Origin of the sequence: Natronoglycomyces albus (assembly GCF_016925535.1) — a bacterium.
GTDB lineage: Bacteria > Actinomycetota > Actinomycetes > Mycobacteriales > Micromonosporaceae > Natronoglycomyces > Natronoglycomyces albus.
On the sequence record NZ_CP070496.1, the window covers coordinates 109,773 to 131,052 of the forward strand.

Consider the following 21,280-nt stretch of genomic DNA (forward strand, 5'->3'; position numbering starts at 1 on the left):
CCCGCGTCTCAGTAGTCGAACGAGCGGTCGACGGCCTCGAGCACTCGGTCCAGGTCGGGCCGGAACAGATCCTCATGGCGGCTGGCCGGGAACGGAATGTCGAACCCGGTCACCCGCTGCACGGGAGCCTCCAACGAGTAGAAGCACTCCTCGCTAAGCCGCGCCGCGACCTCCGAAGAAACCGAGAACGAACGAGACGCCTCGTGCACCACGACGACCCGACCGGTCTTGCGAGCCGAAGCCTCCAACGTTGGCCAGTCGATCGGGGAGAGCGACCGCATGTCGATAACTTCCAGACTGCGGCCGTCCTCGGCGGCGGCCTCGGCCGCGTCCAAAGCCACCTGCACCATCGCCCCGTAGGCGATGAGTGTGCCATCGGTGCCTTCGCGCACCACCTGAGCGGAGTGCAACGGCAGCGGGGCGGCGTCAAAATTGACCTCGCCCTTGGTGTGGTAGCGAACCTTGGGCTCCATGAAGATCACCGGATCATCGGAGCTGACAGCCTGCTGGATCATCCAATAGGCGTCGTTGGGCGTCGACGGAGCGACCACCCGCAGACCCGCAGTGTGACAGAAGTACGCCTCGGGTGACTCGCAGTGGTGCTCAATCGCGCCGATGCCCCCGCCGTAGGGAATACGGATGACGACCGGCAACGAAACCAGCCCAGAGGAACGATAAGGCATCTTGGCCAGCTGCGAGACGATCTCATTGAAAGCCGGGTAGACAAACCCGTCGAACTGGATCTCACACACCGGCCGCCAGCCACGAATGGCCAGACCGATCGCGGTACCGACAATCCCGGCCTCGGCCAAGGGCGAGTCGACAACCCGGTCTTCGCCGAAGTCCTTCTGCAAACCGTCGGTGACGCGGAAAACGCCACCGAGCTTGCCGACATCCTCGCCTTGAATAAGCGACTTGGGGTGGTCTTCCAGCGTGCGACGCAGCCCCTCATTGAGGGCTTTGACCAATGGCATCTTGGTGGACATCAGGCGTCGCTCCCTTCGAAGGAGGCCAGGTATTCGGCCAACTGGGCCCGCTGCTGATCAACAGTGGCGTGCGGGTCGTTGTAAAGGCCCTCGAACATCGCGTCGGGCTTGGGGTTGGGAAGGTTAATGACCCGCTCACGCAGCTGGAGAGCGATCGTGTCGACTTCGGAGTCCAGCTTCTCCAAATAATCCTGGTCGATGATCTTCTCGTTGAGCAAGTAAGTCTGGTAGCGACTGATCGGGTCCTTGGCGCGCCACGCCTCTTCCTCAGCCTTGTCCCGGTAACGAGTCGGGTCATCGGCGGTGGTGTGCGCACCCATGCGGTAGGTGTAGGCCTCGATAATGCTCGGACCCTCACCGGAACGGGCAGCCTCGATGGCGTGCTTGGTGACGGCATACGTACCCAACACGTCGTTGCCATCCACAAAGTGGCCCGGCATCCCGAAACCAGCGGCGCGCTTGTGCACCGGAACGCGGAACTGGTGGTGGTTGCTCTCCGAAATCGCGTACTGGTTGTTCTGGCAGAAGAACACGACTGGAGCCGCGTTGACACCAGCCCAGATCAGGGCCTCGTTGAACTCGCCCTGCGCGGTCGCGCCATCGCCGTGGTAGGTGATGACAGCCTCGCCATCGGGGGTGCCCAGCTTGCCTTCCTTGACGATGCCCATCGCGTAACCCGTCGCGTGCATCGTCTGAGCCGGAATGACCACCGTGTACATGTGGAACTTCTCTTTAACGCTGTCGAGCGGGCCCATATTGACACCGCGGAACAGCGCGAACGGGGTGACGGGGTCGACGCCGCGTGCCCACAGGACACCCAGTTCGCGATAGGACGGGAACACCATGTCCTGTTCGGCCAGCGCGTGAGCCGAGCCGATCTGCGCGGCCTCTTGGCCCAGCAGCGAAGGCCACAGGCCCAGCTGCCCCTGGCGCTGCAATGCGACTCCCTCGGAGTCGATGCGGCGCGCGATGATCAGGTCACGGTATAGAGCGCGGAATTCGTCCTCCGACAGTGAAATGTCGAAGTCGGGGTGCTTGACCCGCTTGCCTTCCGGCGTCAGAAGTTGAACGTAGTCGAGGCCATCGCTGGCGGTGGCCGACTTGCGTGGAGTCGTCTTCCGACGGCGGGTGGCCGTCTTCTTGACAGGACCAGGCGAGGTCTTTTCACCGGTGCCCATGACTTCCTCCCTTAATTTTTAGTGTCCGACCGGGGTTGCCGGCCGTACTGCTTCAGCCAGGACGGCTGCCACGTGTGCGTGTCAGCCGCGATACCGGCATCTATGTCTCAACCCTGGGTTGACTGTATGTGGGCCAGCCAGGGGCTGGGGTGGTTATGAGCCAGTTTTGAAGCTGGCGCACTGAGGCGTCGTACGCCGTTGGTGGTCGCGCGACACAGGTCCTCGCCGCGAGGCGAGCAAACCCGCACGCACGCGTTCCTCCCGACGTGGGTGGGCCTCGCTGGTGTGGGGTCGCGGACTACGTGGCATCGCAGCCGCGCTATTGAGTTATTACTCGGCAATAAGTCCATCGGCTATGGCACGGGCCGTCGTCGCGATAGTCCTAGGGGAGGCAGGCAGCCAGTGTGCCAAGCTGCTGGGCCTCCTGGGCTTCACGGAACGTCTGTGCAAGGGGCGCTGGCTGGTTTGCCAGCGGAAACATAGCAATAGGTGGCCGGGCGGCCACCATATTTCGTTGTACCTCAAAGCCGATGCCTGCGCATCGTCTCTGAGCGGTACAGCTTCCGAGAAACACTGTAACGGCTCCTCGGGGCTGTCCGTCATTGCTGGTTCAGCCAGTATTTCCAGGCTTCGTTGTAGGGATTTCGTATGGATGTATCCAAGCATCCCAGAAAAGAGGCACTGACACCTGGTCGGTAGCGCTCGATTACCATGAGGAACTGATTGAAAACGGAAAGTAGTGCCCAGGTGGTGCTGAAAGGAAGTTCGTGGTGGGTCCCAACAACGAAGGTCGCTGGTGGCGGCATCCTATGGCAGGCCTAGCTGGGCTTATGGCGCTGTCTATGGGGTCGGCCGCAGCCTCGGGGATGGTTGGCGTGTGGTTTTTGGACAATGACCACGAAGTGCGAGAGCATGCCGTGGACAAGCGGGCTACATATCCCGACCTGGTCTTTGAGACCGACGCGGCCGAGGAAGACGCTTCTGGTCGAGGCCTGAGCGATGAGGGCGCGGGCCTTGGCGAGCGGGGGGGAGACGGGTCTGCCACCGGCGGTGCCGCCGACGATGGGCCACCGGCCGCCCCCGCCGATGAGAGCGATTCCCCAGCTGGAGGGGATTCCGGGGCAGACCAGGATGAACTGGGCGGTACGGATGATGGTGACTCCTCGGCCGGAGGCGATCAGACTGATGCCGGTTCGTCGAACGAACCCTCCGCCCCCGCAGACGATTCCGGAGCCGACGAGGGCCGGGTGGAGGAATCGGGTCAAGCCGATTCGGGCCAGGGCCGACCCAGCCCGTGGCCGGAGAGCGACCAAGTTCGCCTGCGTTTGCAAGACATTGTGGACGACCACATCAAGGACCCGGTCCAGGGTTACGTGCCTGGGGAATTCAGCGACCGGGACGGGGTGAAGCTACGCCTCGTCGAGGAAGATGGACGCCTGAAGCTGGTGCTGGTCTCCGAGGAGCGGTAGTTCGAATGTGGAGGTTGACGCCAAAGGCGCCTTCGGTGTTCTCGTCGGCTCGTTTGCCTTCGTAAACTTCGCCTCCCGCGGTTCTGAACGCGCACTTTTGCATAAGCCTCGTGCTGTAGGGAAGCGGGCACGCGGATGGCGTGGCGCTCGCGGCCTTATACCATAATTTGCGCGCGAATAGTGGCATTTCGAAAACGACACCCGATTCAGTGATTGTCAGTTTTCAGTTACATGACCGTTACTTGCATAGACGTTTTTCCGTTACAGATAGCAAGAACATCTTTTGACGGAAGACAGGTGGGTAGTCGTCATGGATAGTTTTTCGCGAACTATGTTGGCCGCAGCAGCCGAATCCGGCCTGGCCACAATCACACTCAGCCGCCACGTCCCCAATCTGCGCCGCAACGTTCGCGGCAACGACAAAGTAGTGCTCCTCGCCAAATGCCTAGGCTCCGATGGCCTCGGAAGCGGGAACTACATCCTGATGCTGACACACAACCGCATGGTCGTGACACGCGAATCGCCCCGGCTAGGGCGCGTACGCCCCTGTATCGACCAGGCCATAGACGCACTCAGCGGAGTCCGCTGGTCAGCCGACCCAGTTCGTCCCGGCATGGAGATAGCATTCCAAGCCGTGGGCGAACATTTTCGTTTCTGGATCAATGCCGGACACGAAAAGCAAATCTGGCGCATCGACGCGTTGCTGGCGCGCAAGTTCCGACGACCGGGCGCGATTCGCGGCGGACTAGTCGGTCTCGTCTAAGAGCGCGACCTCGGGCCGCGCCTGAAGACGCGAGGACGGAGCCACGCGCACCGACACCGCAGTCCGCAGGCGCGCATACCGACTAGATATGAGTCCACAGCGCCGTCTCGAGTGACGCGGCGCTACCACGAAGCGAATCTAGCGCCAACCATTGACCTCGGCGGCCCGATCAGGCTTCGCGCGGTGAATCAGGAGGCGCAACCTCAGCGCGCCGGTCGGCGGTGACGGTGAGCCACAAGCGATAGCGCAACGGCATCAGACCACTGCAACGACGACAGACATACGGATCAAGCGCCTCTGGCGCACAGGAAGCGGCATACCCGCGCGGTCGAGGTGGCCGCCGCTGGCCAAACCAACGACGTGACCTCGGTAGCGCCAGCAAGAACATGAGCGTGGCGGCCAAGGCCAACACCAGGTAATGAGCGGGGCGCGGCTGCGCCATCGTCAAAGCCACACCGAAGGCCACCCCGACCGTGCACAGAGCCAACGTCACATCGAGGGCCCAACGGCGGGCGTGACGTAGCTGTTTGGCCAGAAGCGCCGTAAGTAGTACCACCGCGATAGCGATTGTCCCTCCAGCGGTGACCAGCGGAAGGCCGACGCCATCGAACGGCGAGTAGGCCAGATAGTGCGCCACTCCCCACAGCCACAGGGCGACGGTCGAAACGCTTGAGACGATCACTGCGAGCCAGATGAGGCCCAAGGCGAGGCGAATCGGTAGCGGCATAGGCGCTGGCAGGAGCTGCTTGGCACAGATAGCCGGCAGAGGGACGCCCGCTGGCGGTTCGGCGGAATGCACGGGAGGCAAAAGCATGGGTGATCCTTGGGGTTGACGCTTCGCGGTGGCCGAGGGCGGTGTATCGGTAGGTGCGACCAAGCCACGTGTCACCCACCCTACGACGGCTGCGGACGGTGCGTGGTTGGACGGGATTCCACAATAGGTTGCGGTAGCCGCGCGTGGGGTCCAGCTCAAGCGGCTATACCGGGGAGCCTGAGCCAGGGGGCCGCAAGTCGTTCGACAGCGGTTGACCGAGCATCGGGATTCGACGGCACAGACCACGTCCTAGCCGGAGCGGGCGGTTCGCACATTCGGCGGCGGAGTTGGTCTCTCACGAAAGTGGGCCACGCGAGAACCGTGGCCGCGAATGGGCGTACGGCGCTCAGGTGCCCAGGGGGTACGGATAAGGGCCGCGTCGACGTCGACGCGGCCCTGGAGATGAGTTGTCTAGGAACGAAGTTCGCTAATGCAGCATTTGACGCTGCCGCCGGACTTCTTCAGCTCCGAGAGGTCCACGCTCACCGGGTTGAAACCCGCAGCGGCCATCTTCTTGGCCATGCCAGCGGCCTCAGTGTTGATAAAGACATTGTGCCCGTCGGAGACGAGGTTGAGCCCGAAGGCTTCGGCGTCTACCTCATCGGCGATGACGGCGTCAGGGAACAGACGTTCCAGCAGCCTTTGCGAACCTGGGGTGAACGCGCCCGGGTAGTAGGTGATGTTGTGGTCGTCCAGTACTGCCAAGACCGTGTCCAGGTGGTAAAACCGTGGGTCGGCCAGACGTAGAGACACCACGGGGCGACCCAGCGCGTCGGCGGCCTCGGCGTGGGCACGCCCGTCGGTGCGGAAACCCCAACCGGCCAGGATCAGGCCGGGGCCCTCAACATAGGTGAAGTCGCCTTCGCCTTCGTTGGTCTCCTCGGCGGCGACATAGGGCCAACCGTGCGAACGGAACCACTTCTCGTGCGCGGCCGCTTCGAGCTGGCGCTGCGGGTAGCGGAACTTGGCACCGTAGGCGACCCCGTCGACCACCAGCGAGCCATTGGCGGCGAACACCATGTCGGGCAGGTTCGGCTCCGGTTGCAGGAGGTGAACCGTGTGACCAGCAGCCTGCACAGCCTCCACAAGGTTGGTCCACTGGCGTTTCGCCAAATCAGTGTCGACCGGCTGGGTCGTGTCCATCCACGGATTGATCGTGTACTCCACGGTGAAATGATCCGGGGAGCACATGAGGTACGTGCGGGGCTGGAACTTCGAGCCCGCAGCCTGCGCCTCACTCGCCTGCGTGTCCACAGGGCTGTGATGAGCGTTGACGTGGGGCACAGTTGCCTGAGCAACGCTGCCTTGCGGCAGGTTGCTAAGAGAAGCGGAGTCACCGGCGACGACGTCGGCGTCGGTGGTCGCTTGGCTGGTGCTGATTTGGGAGATGCTCACATCGCGTACCTTAACTGTTCGGAACTTGGTGCTGGCATCGGGATATGCCGATTATCCTGCGTATTTACTCGTATTTCTGAATGTTTTTTCAGGCATTCGTGGGTCGGTCGGGGGTCCGTCCGGGGTTGCCGAACGAGCCAAAGTTGAGCAGAAGTGGGCAGGTGTGCGCGCCATTTCGGGCACAGTTTGCAGATATGGAGCACTCACGCGGGGCAATTGTGCCCCGCGTGAGTGTCGCGGCCGACCGAGTCACCAGCGTAAGGGCTATGCAGGCAATACGGCGGCAGGTTGTTCGTGTGGCTGGATCGTGATCTTTCTCGCCCCTTTCGCCCCAGCGTGTGACAGGGCAACACTCGCTCCGCGCCCCGGTATTCCCCCGGTGCGAATGAATTTAGGCGGGGAATCGGCTGACTGCCGACAGGCCTGGCAAACCCGCAGCCGGGCTCGCTCGAAAATAGGGCGTGAGCCCCCGGCCCTCTTCTGGGCTAGAACGCATGTCAGTTGCGGCCGGAGGCCAAGCGTTAGGTCGCTGCCACGTCCCTGATCGCGCAATAGGCTCGCGCAAAAGGCACCTGGGGGCTTTCGTCGGCTGTTCACCTGCGTAAACTTTACCTTCGGCGGCCTTGGATCTGCACTTTCGCACAAGATTCGACAAGTGCGCGCCCGGAGCGTTTCGGCTCTCGTCACCACGGAGCACAATGCTCCATGAGCGCGCGGGCGCGCGTCCGTTGGAACTAAAGAGTCGAATCCTCCGGCCAGCGGGACAAGGCGGTGGAAGCCGGTGAGATTGGGCGTCACGGAAACCTCGACTCCCGCCTCGGAGAAGGCGTTAATCCGCTCCATGACCGCTTCGTTCGGGAGGCCGTATATGTCAAGCCTTTCGACCACCGCGTGTTCCATGACGTCATTGATATAGGGGTCTGACATGCGCCAGTGAGTCAGGATGGAAGCCGAATCCGCATAGAGTTGGAAGCTGTGGGCTCGTCCCTCCCTCTCGTCTAGAAAAACCTCGACCATCAGTTGCGGCCCGTTGGCCTCCACGAACGCCACCGCTCGCTTGATGGCCCGCTTGAAATCGCTCAGTTCCTCGGCTCGGATTCGCATGGTGTTGATGAACAAAATGGCACCTGACACGTTTGCTCCTCTTTTCTCTTTGTCAGCTGTGTGATCGCGGCGATATTGCGGATTGCGGGTGCGCGTGAACGTGTCGAAGAGATGCCAGCGAAGACCACGAGGGTGAGTTGATCGGTCCCGAGAGGGGTCAATGGGCCGGGACCGAAACACAGACGAGAGTGGTCTCTTCAAGAGCCTCAACTTCGCCGGGCGAGTTCCTTGGCACATGTAGATACTCTCCAGCGCCGACAGTGAGGCTGTCGCCATTCCAATTGAGACGCAGCAGCCCGCGCACAATGACCCACACCTCCTCGTAGGGGGCCGGGAGCTTGGCACGTTCCCCTTGCCCGAAGGTGGCCCCATAAGCGCTCAAAGGACCACCTTCGGTCGCCTCAACGGCCGGAGTGATTCGAATCCGGTGGTCGGGGAGCTGGGTGGTGCGGTCGCTGTGAGCGGTGTCGAATTTGCGCACCGTGGGGGCGGCATTGTTCGTCATCGAGTGTTCCTTTCCATGAGGGGGATCAACAGAATCCATTTCGGCAAAGGCCCATGAGAGTTCCGTTGGCCTCCGCAGGCGGCGAAGACTCCTCACCGCAGCCTGCGGGTTGCCATGCGGCCATCCTATTTTCGTTTCGTTACGTAATGTATCGCAATTGGATGTACGGGCTGCCGTGAAACCACGCTCGGATAGGTCCACAGGTCGTTTGTCGAGGTCGGCCTACCTTAGTGGCCAATGAACCGGAGGGCGAAGTTACGTTTCGCCATGAAATGTAACGCTATTCTTTGGTCATGGAGATTTCGCGAACAGGGGACACGCACGAGGAGGGGCGGAAGGGGCGAGGTGGCCGTCCTCGTGACCAGCTCATTGACACGTCGGTCATCGTGGCGACCCTCGCGATTTTGGATGCACAGGGTTACGGCGGCGTCTCGGTGGAAGCTGTGGCGCGTATAGCCGGCACCTCGCGGCCAGCGATCTATCGTCGCTGGGGAGGTCGAGCACCTTTGGTGCTGGCAGCTATTGGGGAACGGCTCGACGTCCCCGCCCCACCTGACACCGGCTGCACGCTGTGCGATCTCGGTGAGGGCTTCTTGGTGTTTTTGGCCGCGTATCGAACTATTCGTCCTGATGTGTTGAGCGCACTCTATGCCGACTGCGCCTCGGACTCGCAGTTGCGCGACCGCTACGTGGCTACTGTCATCGAGCCCGCTCGATCAACCGTCGGTCGTTCATTGGACCGAGCGTTTTCTCGTGGGGATCTGCGTCCTCACGTTGACCGGGAGCTACTGCTCGACATGGTTGGATCGCTGGTGCTTTACCGATCGATGTTCAACTCTCAAGGCATCGGTGAACAAGAGGCCGAGCGCGCCATTGAAATTCTCTTGCAGGGAGCCGCGAGGGACTATTCGTCTCTCATAGCGCACATGGAGAAGATCCGTAGTGAGCACTTTGATGACGCGGGAGCTCACCATATTCACTCCTCTCCCCGGTGAATGGGCCCATCGACGCTCGTGGTTTGACTCGTTTACTCGCCGATGACTTCTCTGCGGGCCCACCGTGGTGGTCGGAGGCACAGCGCCGATTCGTGGCGAATTCTCTAAGTTCCTATGAGGACGCTCCGGGAACGAGGCGGCACTCGCCTTTGGGCTCTGCCTCCTTCCATAGGTGGGACCGTTCGCACGGGCTTAAGGTTGCCGGACCCGACCGGACTCTCCTCAGTTGGCTTCAGAGCTGAATTCTTCCGCTTTCTGCGGCTAGAGCTTTTAGGAAACCCACGTAGGCCCGGCTCTGGCGACGGCATGGGCTGGACCGAACAGCGCGGCAGCTCCTTTGGCTTCGACACTGACTCTGACTATCACCTCGAAGTCAGTGCTGCGGCACTCGTACAAGGTGGCTGCGTTCTCGGCAGCCAGGTTGGAGGCCAGGTCGCAGACGGAGTCTGGTTGTGAGGCCACCACACGAGCACCCGCCAAGGCGGCGACGTCCGCAGCACCTTGTGCTTGGTGACGAGCGACGGTCGCGTTCGACACGGTTATGAAACCGGCCGCTAGGATGACGATGACCGCTAGCACTCCGGTGAGGACGACGCTAGCGCTACCCTCCTCACGGTTGAGACGTCCGCCTCGGCTGTGTCGTGCATGGCGGCCAGGGATTTTAATCGTGTTCATCGTTGCCCTCCACCGGCAGACGAGGTTCCTTGGAAGCCGTGGCCGATGAGGACACGCTCAAGTCTGGCGTTAGCCCGCCCAGGGGTCGAATAGGTACCTCGACGGTCACCGTCACGGTGTTATGCGATTCGGTGAGCGAAATGGCGGAACCCGCTGGCACATATGAGCTGGCCGCCACTGTGGCATCTTCTCCCCGTGCGGCTGCGATGGCTCCGCTGTATGCGGCGTCAACGGCGCGAATGTGGGTGCCCATCGCCGATATCGACCAGATCGCGGCGGCAAGGACTAGCGTCACCACTGGCAAAGCCATAGCCATCTCGGCGGTGGCAAATCCGCCCTCTCTGCGGGTAGGCGAAGCAGTGGCACGGCCCGATCCGGCCTTGGGGTGGTGGCTGCTTTTTCCTAGTGGTATTTGGTGTGCTGATGCGAATGGTTGCTTGGCCAAGTGAGTTCCCTTGCCTTTCCATGAGTGTTGCCGCCAACGGCGGCGCGCGGTGGCTTAAAGCCCCGAACAGACTTTCTTTACTATTTCGGCGGGTTCTGGGGCGCATGGCTGCGTTGTCGGCGCTTGCCAGAGGCTCATAACAGGTCTTCGTCGTCACGGAAACTCATCAGTTGCTGGCTTTGAGAGGCGATCGGCCCAGTGACAACCATTGAGAATGGGCCGACCGCCCTGAAGTTCACGCGGATACAAAGTGACAGGTTCAAAGGCCGCAGGAAAAGACGCGGACGCCGATCAAACGAGCCGACCGGCACCCAGTCGGAGTCTGCCGCACCGGTGGCGTTGCGTCGCTAGCTAAGAGCCTGAGTGATGAGGGATTCGATGAGATCTTGGAAGAAACCTGAGTTGGCCACCAAGACCAGAACCCCGGCGAAGGCCACCGCGCCAAGTGTTCCCACCGCGTACTCGGCGGTACTCATGCCCGATTCGCCTCGCAGCCGTTCTGCAAACCCGTTGCGAGCCGCTCTCCAAAAGCGTTGCCTCACCGCACAGGCCCGTCCAAGCGGCCGTCCAGTGCGGGCCGTGAACGTATGCTGCCCACGTCGGTGTGTCTGTGATGATGGGGCCGCAGCCATGCTGGCCGCATGTGGCGTCACTTGGGGCAGTGGGCCCAGCCTTTGTAGACCACTGCGGGCAGTTCGTCGCCCACCCACTGCCGAGTAGGAGGATGCGGCAGTGTGGCTGGCTGCTTGCGACCGCCCTCCGGCACGTGACGCATACGCAGCCTTTGGCGAGGCCGGAACCACCTGATGCCGTGGCGTCCGGATTGGTGGCGCGTCCTTGGCAGGGTCCGGGTGCGGCGAAGGGCGCCGCCGGTGCCGTTGTGCGGTTGATCCCGACCACGCGCCACTGTGGTCGCGATAGCTGCTCCGACGACGTTCACGGATCGCCTCAATGTGCCTCATGCGTTCGTGAGACGCATCGTCGGAGCGGCACACCTGCGAGGGAACCTCGGCCAAGGGCTCGTGGTCGGCGAACTCGTGCCTCCACTGGCGAATCGACGTGGCTGCGGTGTTGGGGCCGTGGTCGCGGTGTGGCGAGCGCTGTCGCCAAGTCACGTCGCTGTGCGTGGGAATGAGCGACCGGTTGGCCTTGGGTAGATGACCGGGGCTACTTGAACAGTTGAGTCGATGCAAGTGGTGACAGGTGCTGCGTCGGCGATGACATGTCGAGGTCCTTTCGCTCTCGCCTGAGGGAACAAATGGTCGGGTGGCCCCCGAATGCCTTTGCGAATGGATCGTCTGTGCCATGAGTGCTGCTTTCCGGCTGCTGTGAGGCGGCCTCATCGAAGGTGATCGTCGGTATGAATTTGTCTGGAAAAGTCCGCCAGGTCGGTCACAGCGTGACCAAAGTGTTGGCGAGGAGCCCGAATATGACCGGTAGGACTCCCGCGATCACGAACGCGGGCAGGAAGCACAGGCACAATGGCCCGACCAACATCACCGAAGCTCGACCGGCGCGAGCGTGAGCTACGTTCTGTTCACAACGACGCAGACCGGCCGCCATTTCCCGCATTCCGTTCGCCAGCGCCGCCCCGGATTGGTCGCTGCGCTCCAACTGGTCGCATAGACGGTCACGGCCCGGCAGGTCCCCCAACTCCGCTACGGCTTCCCTGGTCGGTGCGCCCATGAGCAGCATTTGCGCCATGCGGGACAGACGCCCCGATAGCCCAGGCGGCATTGCCGAAGCCACCGCCTGGGCCACCCTGGGGAAGGGGGCTCCCGATCGAAGCCCAGAGGCAAGCAGATCAAGGCACCACATCCACGAAGGCTTCAACGCCAGCAGCCGTGCCTTTTCCGCACGACCCTCCTTAGAGGACAAAATTCGATGGCAGAGGAATCCCGCGAGGCTGGCTACCGCGATGCCTGCCCAACCGCTAATACTTGCGACGGCGACGCCACCGACGCAGACGGAAATGATCAGTGGTGCCACCTTCGAGCGGCGCGAGATTGCCTCAGCCGCAACGGATGTGGAATGTTCCACGTGAAACATTGGTGGTCTCATGTGGCCTCGAACCTGCCTCACGGACAGGGAGCCCGACTGCTTAGGTCGCGGTTCCGGGAGACATTTAATGGAAGCGAGAATCTTGTACGTCCACATCCACCCCAGCAACTGCAATCCGAGCATTGCCACGACACAGCCCAAGCCAGGCAGGGTGTGGAGGAGAAATTCGACCGTTCCCGCTCCCATGGATTCACCCAGCGCAACGCCGAACAACGGCAACACCAGAAGCAAACCAGCGGTGGCTCGCATCGACGAGGTCTGAGCGTGAAGGCGCTCTTCCAAAGAAACCTGGTCGAGCAAATGAGCGCCGAGCGCCTGAGCGATACCGGACGTGGGAGCCCCCAGCTGTGCGCTGACTTGCCAGGCCGACAGCAGCTGTTCTTTGGCTTGGTTCTCCCCATTGGGCCAAGCCGAAAGCGTCGCGGCCAACGTCCGCTGTGGATTCGCCCCAGCCTGCAAGTCGGCCGCGAGAAACGAGACCTCCTCGGCGATCCGGTGGCGCGATTCCCGCAGCCGGCCCTCCCTCAGATGCCACAGCCACGCCACCATTCCCGCCGTGGCGTAGGAAGCGGCGATTAGCCCAGCCGCGAAGCCCGAGAGCAACCCGAACGTCAGCCCAGAGGCCAACCCCGCGCTAAACGGAGCCAAGCGGGGATGACTGCGCAGCATCGCAGCGATTTCCATCCGAGATGGGCTCCGCAGCTTGCCCCCACCCGGTGAAGGCGGCGAACCACGCCGCGCGAACCAAACCCGCCGCCGAGACATCGACACGTGAGAGGCAGCCATGTCAGATGACGCCAAACGATCAGGCAGGACATCGAAGGTTTCACCCTCCGGCCCTGAGGGCACGCCCCCAACGTCACCGGGGCGCGCATCCGAGACCGACCCGACCAAGGCAGACGCTCCACCACCGTTCATGCCCCACGCTCCCTAAGGAGGCGTTCCAACTCCCCATAGACCGCACCTTCCCCGCTACGGTGAAACGCCGTCCGCACCGACAAACCCTCAGAACCGGTCTGCAACAGGCCCACCTCACCCACAACCCGCCGATTTCCATCCCGGCGCAGATGCACCACCACCCGCAACGCCGCCTCCAACTGAGCATGCAAACCAGCCCTACTCAACCCATGCGGCAACGTCAACGCCTCCAGTCGAGCCGGAACATCCGCAGCCGCATTGCAGTGCAACGTCCCCGCCCCACCGTCATGGCCGGTATTCAGAGCCGCCAGCAACTCAGTCACCTCGGCACCACGACACTCACCGACGATGACCCGATCCGGCCGCATACGCAGCGACTCCCGCACTAGATCCGCCAGCGTGACCACACCCTGCCCCTCAACATTCGCGGGCCGCGCCTCCAGGGAAATCACATGCGGATGATCGGGCCGCAGCTCGGCGGCATCCTCAACCAAAACCAGCCGTTCCGAATCGTTCGCCAATGACAGCAAAGACGCCAACAACGTGGTCTTTCCAGTACCCGTGCCCCCCGTGACCAGGAAAGGCAGCCGCGCCCGCACCACTCGGTGCAACAAACCAGCCAACGCCTCAGTCAACGTCTGGCACTCAACCAGCTGCGCCAAAGTAAACGCCCGAGACCGATGCGTGCGAAAACTCAAGTACGGACCACTACCCGCCACCGGCCGCAACATCGCGTGAAACCGGGTCCCATCGGCCATACGAACGTCCACAAACGGATTTCCATCATCAAGCCGCCGCCCCGCCACCGCCGCCAACCGACACGCGAGCGACCGAACATCATCCTCACCTCCGAGGAGAACGTCGACCCGCTCCAAACCGTCACCACGGTCAACCCACACCCCGTCAACACCGTTCACCACCACATCGCTGACTGCCGGATCATTCAGCAACGGTTGAAGCGGGCCCGCCCCAACCAGATCCGCCTCCACCAACTCCGAGACCCGCAAGAGCGAATCGTGATCGACCGGGGCGGCATCCGAATCCCGCACCGAACGCACAATTTGAGCACTATGCGGAACCGAGCTCGTCCGGCCCGCCAAGTCGCTACGGACCTGACCCACCAATGACCGCTCAGCCATGGCGCTACCCACGGACGACAAAGCCCGCTGATTTCGTGAGCCCGACAGACGTGAAGCACGCGAGGCCACGGCCTCCGCCGCCGGAGCGCCCTTCCCGGGCCGCCGGAAAAATCGCCCGAAACCTGAAGACGAGCTCACTTCCCGAGCAGAAAACCGGGGCGCGAACACGCGCGGCAAAGGGGAAAGGTCAGCCCCCTCGGATCGGCGTCCCTCGCGGGCCACTTCAACCCCAGGAACGTCATCGCACCGTTTAGCCGCCACATCGTTCCCTGGGCTCATCACGCGACCTCCAGCTTCGCATTAACAGGAGCAAATGTCTCCGCACGTCGAAGCAGATAGCCGCACAGCGACCGCACCTCATCCATCGCCCGGCGCTGGCCGGGAAAGAGCCCTGCCCGTCGCAGTGGAGGCAATGTGCCCTTACGAAGCCACGTGGCGAGTTTCGGTACCGTCGGCAGCGCCCCCCACTGTTCGAGCCCAAGTTGGTCGGCGACGGACTTTGGAACCACGCGGTTACGGTTACCCCAACCTCGAACCGCGGAGGCAGCGCCTGACCGTTGAACGACTCCCACGTGCGACCAATGGGGCCGATACTTCGATGCGACAGTCTGGGCTGCGGAAATGGCCCGCGCGTCCTCGGGGATGACAATCACCCCCGCCGTGCAGAACTGCGCGGCTCGGGCTGAAGACACATCTGGTTGCCGAGGCAAGTCCACGACCACGACACTTGCGGCGATGCGAGCGGCGTGCAAAATCGCGGCCACGTTCTCCGACGAGGGCTCGCAAGGGCTGTCTTGGTCGGGCGCCAAGATGTGCAAGCCATGACGATGGGGAAGTTCAGACAGCAGGCGCTGCGGATCGAGCGCGCCCTGGCATTGTGCGAGTGCTGGCCATCGCCACCCGTGGACGTGTGCCATGCCAGCGGCCACGTCGGCTCCTTGACCCTGTAGATCAAGATCGACCAAGACCGCACGCTTCCCGCCATCGGCATAGATGGTGGCGGCAGTCAACGCCAGCTGGCTGGCCCCCACACCACCGCTACCGCCGACGAACCCGAGGATTGGGGCGGCAGAGGTGTGACCGTTGGCGCGCGTGAATCGGTCCAGCAGCCATCCGGTGGCTTCGGGAAGTTCGATCACAGCCGTGGCACCGAGCTGAATGGCGGGTGGCCACACTGGTTCTGCTCGCGAGGTTTGTCTCTTGAGGACGATGACGTCGTGTCTGGCAGCAAGGCCAGCCGCCGCGCAGTTGGCCGCTTGGTCGGAGCCGACCAAGACCAAAGGAGATGTTTGCCAATGCATTCGCGCCTCCTCCAGGGTCGGCACATGCACCAAAGGGTGTCCACATGCGGCCGCGATGGTGGTGACGTGCTTAATGAGGTGGCGATCGCGGGAAATCAGGAACGATGGAATTGGTCTCATGTGGCTCCTTGTGGTGAATTCATTGCTAAGAGTTACTTTCCGCCACATGTCAACGGTTGACAAGAAAAAAATATTGAGGCTGTGGATAACCTGTCCAGCCCTGTGGATAACTGTGCCCTGCGGCGTGAAAATGTACGCACGTCGCACATAAATGGACGACACGCTGAAGAAAAAGGATGCTCAACTCGGGGGCACTATGTTCTCCCAAAGAGCCACCATCGGTGGCGACTGGCCTGAACCGGCAAGGATGGGCCAACGTGAGCGCAGCAGGGAGGCTTCGCTGAGTTTCCATCCGGATCGGCGTGGCGATCAAGGCGCTGACAATGAGCGCCGGTCGCTCATCGAGGTCGGGCACCATCGGGTTTCCAGCCGCTGGCCTCTGGGATTGTCTAGTGACATGTAGACAGGAAAAACACTGTCTTCTTTGAATATTCGGGTGGATTTCCCCGACTGGCCGGAGCGAATGTTAGCCGCTGTCCGAGTCCCGGCCTAAACTGGCTGCTTATGGGGCAGCAATCCAAATCAGCGGCATTTTTCGACCTCGATAAGACTGTCATAGCCAAATCGAGCATTCTCGCCTTCGGGCGTCCGCTCTACAAGGGCGGCCTCATGGGGCGGCGTGACGTCCTCAAGATCGCCTATGCCCAATTGGCCTACCTCGTCAACGGCGCTGACGCCGACCAGATGGCGCGTACACGCGACTACTTGGCGAAGCTATGCCAAGGCTGGCCTGTCGAACAGGTGCAGCAGATTGTTGCCGAGACGCTGCACGAAATGATTGATCCGTTTGTCTATGCCGAAGCGGCGGCCCTCATTCAGGCGCATGCGGCGGCCGGGCGTTCGGTGGTACTCGTATCTGCCTCGGGCGAGGAGTTTGTCGCTCCGATCGGTCGTATGTTGGGCGTATCCGACGTTATTGCCACCCGCATGGTCACTGAAGACGGTTACTACACCGGGAACATCGATTTTTACGCGGCCGGTCCCGCCAAGGCCGACGCGATGCGCGACTTCGCTAATGAGCGGGGTCTTGACCTGCAGGATTGCTTTGCGTATTCCGACTCGGTGACTGATAAGCCGATGTTGGAGGTAGTGGGGCATCCGCACGCTGTCAACCCAGACCGGGCCTTGCGTCGAGTCGCGATGGATCAAGGCTGGCCCGTTCTAGCGTTTCGTCATCCGGTCCCGCTGCGGAGTCGCTTTGCTTCGTTGCCGCAAGGCACGCCAGTGAAGATCGGGGCTGCTGCGGTTGGAGTGGCTGCCTTGTCGTTTGGCCTCTGGTGGTATCTAAAGAGGTCGAAGAGGCGCTAGTTAATCTAAAGTGGACAATAAGTGGCGAGGCGTGTGCGCACGATAGGCAATCAGCCTGTAACCTGCGTGAATGGTACGGATTAGGCCCGCACGTCTCACTGATGTCGCCCAAGCCGCCGGGGTCTCTGTGGCAACCGCTTCCAGAGTACTAAATGGATCTCCTCACCGCGTCAGTGACCAGTTGTCTCAACGGGTCCACGATGCCGCCCGCCAATTGAACTACGCCCCTAACGTCGGAGCGCAAGTCTTGGCAAGGTCTACCTCCTCGACAGTGGCAATCTTGGTTGACGACGTCACGGAACACTATTGCGCATGCGTTTTGGCCGGGGTGCTGATCACCGCCGAAGACCGAGACTTGCATGTACTGGTTGTGCCCTGTCAGATTGACGACAGGGACATCGATCTCACATCGTTGCGCGGGTACCGCCCGCGTGCGATCGTCGTCGCCTTTTCGCAGCCCCCCACCTCCGAGGCTGCGACTCGCTTGCACGGCCAGTTGCGCGCCCTCCAGCAGCTAGGCTGTGATGTTGTGAGCATTGGTGATGAAGGCATGACGGAGAAGACCTTGTTCTCCCGTCGCCAACCTGGAATTTCGCTTGAGCAAAAACCGTTGGTCCAATTGGGCAGTGAAGCATTGGAAACTGCCTTGCAGGGCTTATTGCTTCGGTGAAAGTTTTCTTCACCCTATTGTGGAGCGGAATTAGTTCTGGCTTAACAGTCCCTGAAAAATAGCTAAACGTCTATGCCCTGCTGACCGAATAATCTAGGTGTCAGCAGGGTTCGTTGTATGCGGAGGCTAGAAAAATTGTTCCCAGAGGCGTGAATAGTAATACGGGTGAACTAAACTGTGAAGATCAGAACGGTTGTCGCCCTTTGGGAAACGGGTCGCCGAGTATGTGAAATCGGCGACAACCAAATGTCGCATATTCGATTTGATATCGGCCATCTTGGATGTAACCGCAGGTAGTCGCGCTGCATACCAAATGCCGAACCTCGACGCGAGCAGGTACTCTGTTGCTTGCTCTGGTGTTGAGTCGCCACATAGCGTAAGCTCGTTGTCGTTGTGATGAGCACAACGAGTGCTCATTCAAATCCGGTGGCACAGAAGCTAAGTGAGGCAAAAAAGCGCACTCGCTGACCTCGGCGCAATTTTCCTCCTGTTCGACGGCAACTATTCCCGTCCCTGCGACGTGTTGGTTACCGCAAGTCTTTGACGTGGGAGAAGCATACTTTCCATAGTCGATCTTGTGCCGTCAGCTAAAGCAATGTCGTGCCTGATAACTGGGTAAGACACGAGCCGACACCAGACAGCACCCACAAGTCTCCCTCGATGGCACGCGATGCCGTGAAACCATCCAAGAGAGACGCCGAAGGTTTCCCTTGGTGAGAGGACCATTGAAATGGTACGAGTAATCGCTGAATCTGAAACGCCAGCATCCCCCGTCAGCGGCGAACCCATTCCGCAGGCCGATGCCGAGCGCATCGCGAGTGTTCTAAAAGCTCTCGCAGACCCCAACCGCCTTCAGCTCATTAGCTTGATCCAATCCTCAGACTCCCACGAGGCATGTGTAGCCGAGCTAACCGAACCCCTCGGGCTTTCCCAGCCCACCGTCAGCCATCACCTACGTATTCTGGTCGAGGCCGGAGTCGTCGAGCGCGAGAAGCGCGGTGTGTGGGCCTACTTCCGAATCGTTCCCGAAACCATGCGCACGGTGGCCACTCTTCTGACTCCGCCGCGTCGCCGACCGCGTCGTCGCTGACCACAACGCCTCTCGCGGGGCGACCCCACTCACGCAAAGCCCTACTTTGACGATTCTTTTAGTGCCACAAACCGACGCACCCGGACGCCGACCTATTTCGCACCATGGCGGCGGAGGCGAAAGCCCAATTGCGCCGAACTGACCGTAATCAACCGGTTGGCTCGCATGCTCATCCCCCATACACTGGGGTCATGAGTGGCCGACACCGCAAACCGCGGAAATTCTCACGAGAGAGGCGTCGGCTGCTAGGAGGGCTGGCCCTCCTAGCGGTGATGTTGCCTATAAGCGGCCTCACCCTGCATGCGGCTATTGCCGAGGTTCGGTCTTGTCAAGGCACAACTGAGTTGAGCCTCGGAGTATCGCCGGATATCGCGCCCGTACTTCAAGAACACGTGGACCTATATGAGGAGTCGTCCCCGCGAGCGGGGTCGCGCTGCGTCAGCGTGTCTGTAGTGGAAGTCGATACGGTCGAACATTTGGAAGCAGACACGCTGACTACGCACCTATCGCAACTCGACGGCTGGATTCCAGAAACCGCGCTATGGGTCGTCATGCCCGATACAGGTTTGGCGGGCCAATGGGCCGTACGAGAAAATTCGATCGCCTCTGACCCAGTGGGCGTGGCGCTACCCGCCGATGCCGCGTTGTCCGTCGATCTGAACACCACCGAGGTATCCCTCTCCGACCCGCGAACCGACGCGGCCAGCATGATGTGGCTTGTTTCCTTTGGCTACCGGGCCGAACAGTTGGACACACCTTCGGCTGAGGGTCGCTTGATGACCCAGCGAAGCATTAGCTCTCATAATGCCGAGGACCCGACGACGCCGCTGGCCTCATTGAGCCAGGAGACCATTTTCGATAACTTCGAGTACCCACTCTTGGCGGCGCTTGGTGTCGACCAAGAGACGGCAGCGGCTCTCTCCCACTTTCAAAGTTCACTGCGTGATGGCGACTTTGCCCAATCCGTTGAGGCGGCCGGATTCTCTGCGGCACTGCCGAATGTCAGCAAACGAGATTCGGAAATCATCGAACGCGCCCTCGCCAACTGGGACGAACTTCGGTAAGCGGCAAACCGGGTTAGATAGCGTGTGCCTGCGTTAGAACATCGTTGATGATCTTCTGTACTTCTTCGGCCGTGTTCTGCGCTGTGTCGGCCACCAACTTGATGTGGATGACCTCCTCGTCCACGGGGACAAAGAAGCTCAATGACGCTCGGTAGACGTCATGCGGGTGCCGTTCGGAGAATCCGATGGTGCTGTTGAAGCGGTCAAGAGGACCGTAGGGCATTTGTGAGTGCAGTTCGTCCTGGACGCTGTCGGGACATCCATCGGGGCATACCGACCACGACAATGTCACGTCGTTGCCGCCCGAGGGAGGTGAACACTTGAATATCCGCCCCTCTTCCGAACAGCTGAAGTCGGCCGGGATGCGAAAGGCGAAGGGCCAGCCTGCCTCGGCGACGGTCTTTGTCTCCTCGTCGTCTTCGAATACGCCAGCAGGTAGATGCAGCTCCTCGACGGCGGGCTTGAACTCCGGAACAAAGGAGTCCTCCAGCGCACTGGTGCCACCGGTGCTTTCCTCGTTCGTCTCCGCATCCGTGGGTGCCGCGTCATTGGCCGTATCGTCAGGCCCCAGGTAGGTCCATGCCGCCCAACTGCCGCCGCCCAATACCAGTAGCGCCAAGACTCCTAGAATCGCCACCAACGCGTTCAGTCGCGGAGGTTTCTTTGGCTTGCGAGTGATACCGGAGGAGTGATGCGACGGTGTGGACCCGTTGGGCCCAAATGGGCTCATTGAATGTGGAACCGCAGGTTGCGAGCCAGTTGTGGATGCAGCACTCTCATGATGAGGAGCATTGCCTGAGCGTTGGGTGGAAACTAGGGGGATCGGCCCGGTCGGGGGGCCGAGCTCCAAGAGCCGATCTAGGATTCGTTCGGCTCCATGCATTTGGGGACTTTGCAACGTCACCACATATGGTTGATCGCTGGTCAGGTCCGCTTGCAAGATCGGGGCGTCTCCGGGGCCAGCGGTCGCGTGTGCCCAGGCGACGGTGTCGGAGAGTAGGGCACGGCGGCCGGGGTCCTTTGCCGAGGTGATGCCAAGGGTAAGAATTTGTACCGAGCGCCCCGCAGTGTCCATGCCTTCGCAGATCTCGTAGGCGCCCTCCACGCGGGCGGTCGCTACATCAGTGAACGGCCCCACGGTGCGGCTCATACTCATGACTCCTGACAATGCCCACGGTCCTCGCGCGGAAGACTTCGCGCGATGTTTCTACCCAGTATGGCCTGTGCCTGCTTGCCCGTCCACGGCTGGTCTGTGGGGTAGATTGGGGCCCGGCTAGATT

19 protein-coding genes are annotated in these 21,280 nt (G+C 61.4%); 7 read left to right on the plus strand and 12 right to left on the minus strand.

The features are described from left to right. Nucleotides 1–8 precede the first annotated feature (8 nt). Both JQS30_RS00410 and JQS30_RS00415 read right to left on the minus strand, forming a co-directional pair. Nucleotides 9–986 carry an alpha-ketoacid dehydrogenase subunit beta gene (locus JQS30_RS00410; protein WP_213171452.1) on the minus strand — a complete coding sequence of 326 codons (978 nt, stop codon included), beginning with the start codon at nt 984–986 and terminating at the stop codon, nt 9–11. Beyond that, nucleotides 986–2,164, minus strand: a complete 1,179-nt coding sequence (locus tag JQS30_RS00415; protein ID WP_213171453.1) for a thiamine pyrophosphate-dependent dehydrogenase E1 component subunit alpha — start codon at nt 2,162–2,164, stop codon at nt 986–988. The genes JQS30_RS00410 and JQS30_RS00415 overlap by 1 nt, the downstream gene beginning before the upstream one ends. Nucleotides 2,165–2,973: 809 nt before the next feature. On the opposite strand from JQS30_RS00415, the gene JQS30_RS00420 reads away from it, so the two are divergent. Together JQS30_RS00420 and JQS30_RS00425 are read left to right on the plus strand one after the other, a co-directional pair. After that, the gene (locus tag JQS30_RS00420) at nt 2,974–3,633 is read left to right on the plus strand and encodes an ICP22 family protein (RefSeq protein ID WP_213171454.1); all 660 of its coding nucleotides are present in this window, start codon (nt 2,974–2,976) and stop codon (nt 3,631–3,633) included. A 310-nt stretch (nt 3,634–3,943) separates the two neighbouring features. Continuing rightward, the gene (locus tag JQS30_RS00425) at nt 3,944–4,396 is read left to right on the plus strand and encodes a hypothetical protein (protein ID WP_213171455.1); all 453 of its coding nucleotides are present in this window, start codon (nt 3,944–3,946) and stop codon (nt 4,394–4,396) included. A 169-nt stretch (nt 4,397–4,565) separates the two neighbouring features. Here the strand turns inward: JQS30_RS00425 and JQS30_RS00430 are convergent, their stop codons facing one another. The 3 genes from JQS30_RS00430 to JQS30_RS00440 all read right to left on the minus strand — a co-directional run bounded on the left by JQS30_RS00430 (nt 4,566) and on the right by JQS30_RS00440 (nt 8,214). Continuing rightward, nucleotides 4,566–5,210 (minus strand): hypothetical protein, encoded by a 645-nt coding sequence (locus JQS30_RS00430; RefSeq protein WP_213171456.1) that lies wholly within the window; start codon nt 5,208–5,210, stop codon nt 4,566–4,568. 411 nt (nt 5,211–5,621) lie between these two features. Further along, nucleotides 5,622–6,464 carry a dimethylargininase gene (ddaH, locus tag JQS30_RS00435; protein WP_425498881.1) on the minus strand — a complete coding sequence of 281 codons (843 nt, stop codon included), beginning with the start codon at nt 6,462–6,464 and terminating at the stop codon, nt 5,622–5,624. 1,402 nt (nt 6,465–7,866) lie between these two features. Next, nucleotides 7,867–8,214 (minus strand): hypothetical protein, encoded by a 348-nt coding sequence (locus tag JQS30_RS00440; RefSeq protein WP_213171457.1) that lies wholly within the window; start codon nt 8,212–8,214, stop codon nt 7,867–7,869. A gap of 293 nt (nt 8,215–8,507) precedes the next feature. Here JQS30_RS00440 and JQS30_RS00445 point away from each other — a divergent pair, with 293 nt between their 5' ends. Next, complete coding sequence (locus tag JQS30_RS00445; RefSeq protein WP_213171458.1) at nt 8,508–9,209, plus strand: TetR/AcrR family transcriptional regulator; 702 nt, start codon at nt 8,508–8,510, stop codon at nt 9,207–9,209. Between the two features lie 270 nt (nt 9,210–9,479). On the opposite strand, the gene JQS30_RS00450 is transcribed toward JQS30_RS00445, so the two are convergent. The 6 genes from JQS30_RS00450 to ssd all read right to left on the minus strand — a co-directional run bounded on the left by JQS30_RS00450 (nt 9,480) and on the right by ssd (nt 15,868). Continuing rightward, a complete protein-coding gene (locus JQS30_RS00450; RefSeq protein ID WP_213171459.1) occupies nt 9,480–9,884 on the minus strand; it encodes an Rv3654c family TadE-like protein in 405 nt (134 codons plus the stop codon). Beyond that, nucleotides 9,871–10,329, minus strand: coding sequence for a TadE family type IV pilus minor pilin (locus tag JQS30_RS00455; RefSeq protein WP_213171460.1), 459 nt, complete (start codon nt 10,327–10,329; stop codon nt 9,871–9,873). The genes JQS30_RS00450 and JQS30_RS00455 overlap by 14 nt, the downstream gene beginning before the upstream one ends. Before the next feature lie 347 nt (nt 10,330–10,676). After that, a complete protein-coding gene (locus tag JQS30_RS17610) occupies nt 10,677–10,805 on the minus strand; it encodes a DUF4244 domain-containing protein (protein WP_246497977.1) in 129 nt (42 codons plus the stop codon). 916 nt (nt 10,806–11,721) lie between these two features. Continuing rightward, nucleotides 11,722–13,074 carry a type II secretion system F family protein gene (locus tag JQS30_RS00465; protein ID WP_213171461.1) on the minus strand — a complete coding sequence of 451 codons (1,353 nt, stop codon included), beginning with the start codon at nt 13,072–13,074 and terminating at the stop codon, nt 11,722–11,724. 230 nt (nt 13,075–13,304) lie between these two features. Further along, nucleotides 13,305–14,447, minus strand: coding sequence for a TadA family conjugal transfer-associated ATPase (locus JQS30_RS00470; RefSeq protein ID WP_213171462.1), 1,143 nt, complete (start codon nt 14,445–14,447; stop codon nt 13,305–13,307). A 278-nt stretch (nt 14,448–14,725) separates the two neighbouring features. Further along, entirely contained in the window at nt 14,726–15,868 is a 1,143-nt protein-coding gene (ssd, locus tag JQS30_RS00475; RefSeq protein WP_213171463.1) for a septum site-determining protein Ssd, read from the minus strand. A 504-nt stretch (nt 15,869–16,372) separates the two neighbouring features. Between ssd and JQS30_RS00480 the strand changes: the two genes are divergently transcribed. The 4 genes from JQS30_RS00480 to JQS30_RS00495 all read left to right on the plus strand — a co-directional run bounded on the left by JQS30_RS00480 (nt 16,373) and on the right by JQS30_RS00495 (nt 20,000). After that, nucleotides 16,373–17,176 (plus strand): HAD family hydrolase, encoded by an 804-nt coding sequence (locus tag JQS30_RS00480; RefSeq protein ID WP_213171464.1) that lies wholly within the window; start codon nt 16,373–16,375, stop codon nt 17,174–17,176. A 70-nt stretch (nt 17,177–17,246) separates the two neighbouring features. Further along, the gene (locus tag JQS30_RS00485) at nt 17,247–17,846 is read left to right on the plus strand and encodes a LacI family DNA-binding transcriptional regulator (protein ID WP_213171465.1); all 600 of its coding nucleotides are present in this window, start codon (nt 17,247–17,249) and stop codon (nt 17,844–17,846) included. A gap of 730 nt (nt 17,847–18,576) precedes the next feature. Continuing rightward, on the plus strand, nt 18,577–18,936 hold the full coding sequence (locus JQS30_RS00490) for an ArsR/SmtB family transcription factor (protein ID WP_246497978.1): 360 nt from the start codon (nt 18,577–18,579) through the stop codon (nt 18,934–18,936). A gap of 452 nt (nt 18,937–19,388) precedes the next feature. Further along, entirely contained in the window at nt 19,389–20,000 is a 612-nt protein-coding gene (locus tag JQS30_RS00495) for a hypothetical protein (protein ID WP_213171466.1), read from the plus strand. 13 nt (nt 20,001–20,013) lie between these two features. Here JQS30_RS00495 and JQS30_RS00500 read toward each other — a convergent pair whose 3' ends face one another. After that, complete coding sequence (locus tag JQS30_RS00500) at nt 20,014–21,150, minus strand: hypothetical protein (protein ID WP_213171467.1); 1,137 nt, start codon at nt 21,148–21,150, stop codon at nt 20,014–20,016. Nucleotides 21,151–21,280: the final 130 nt, after the last annotated feature.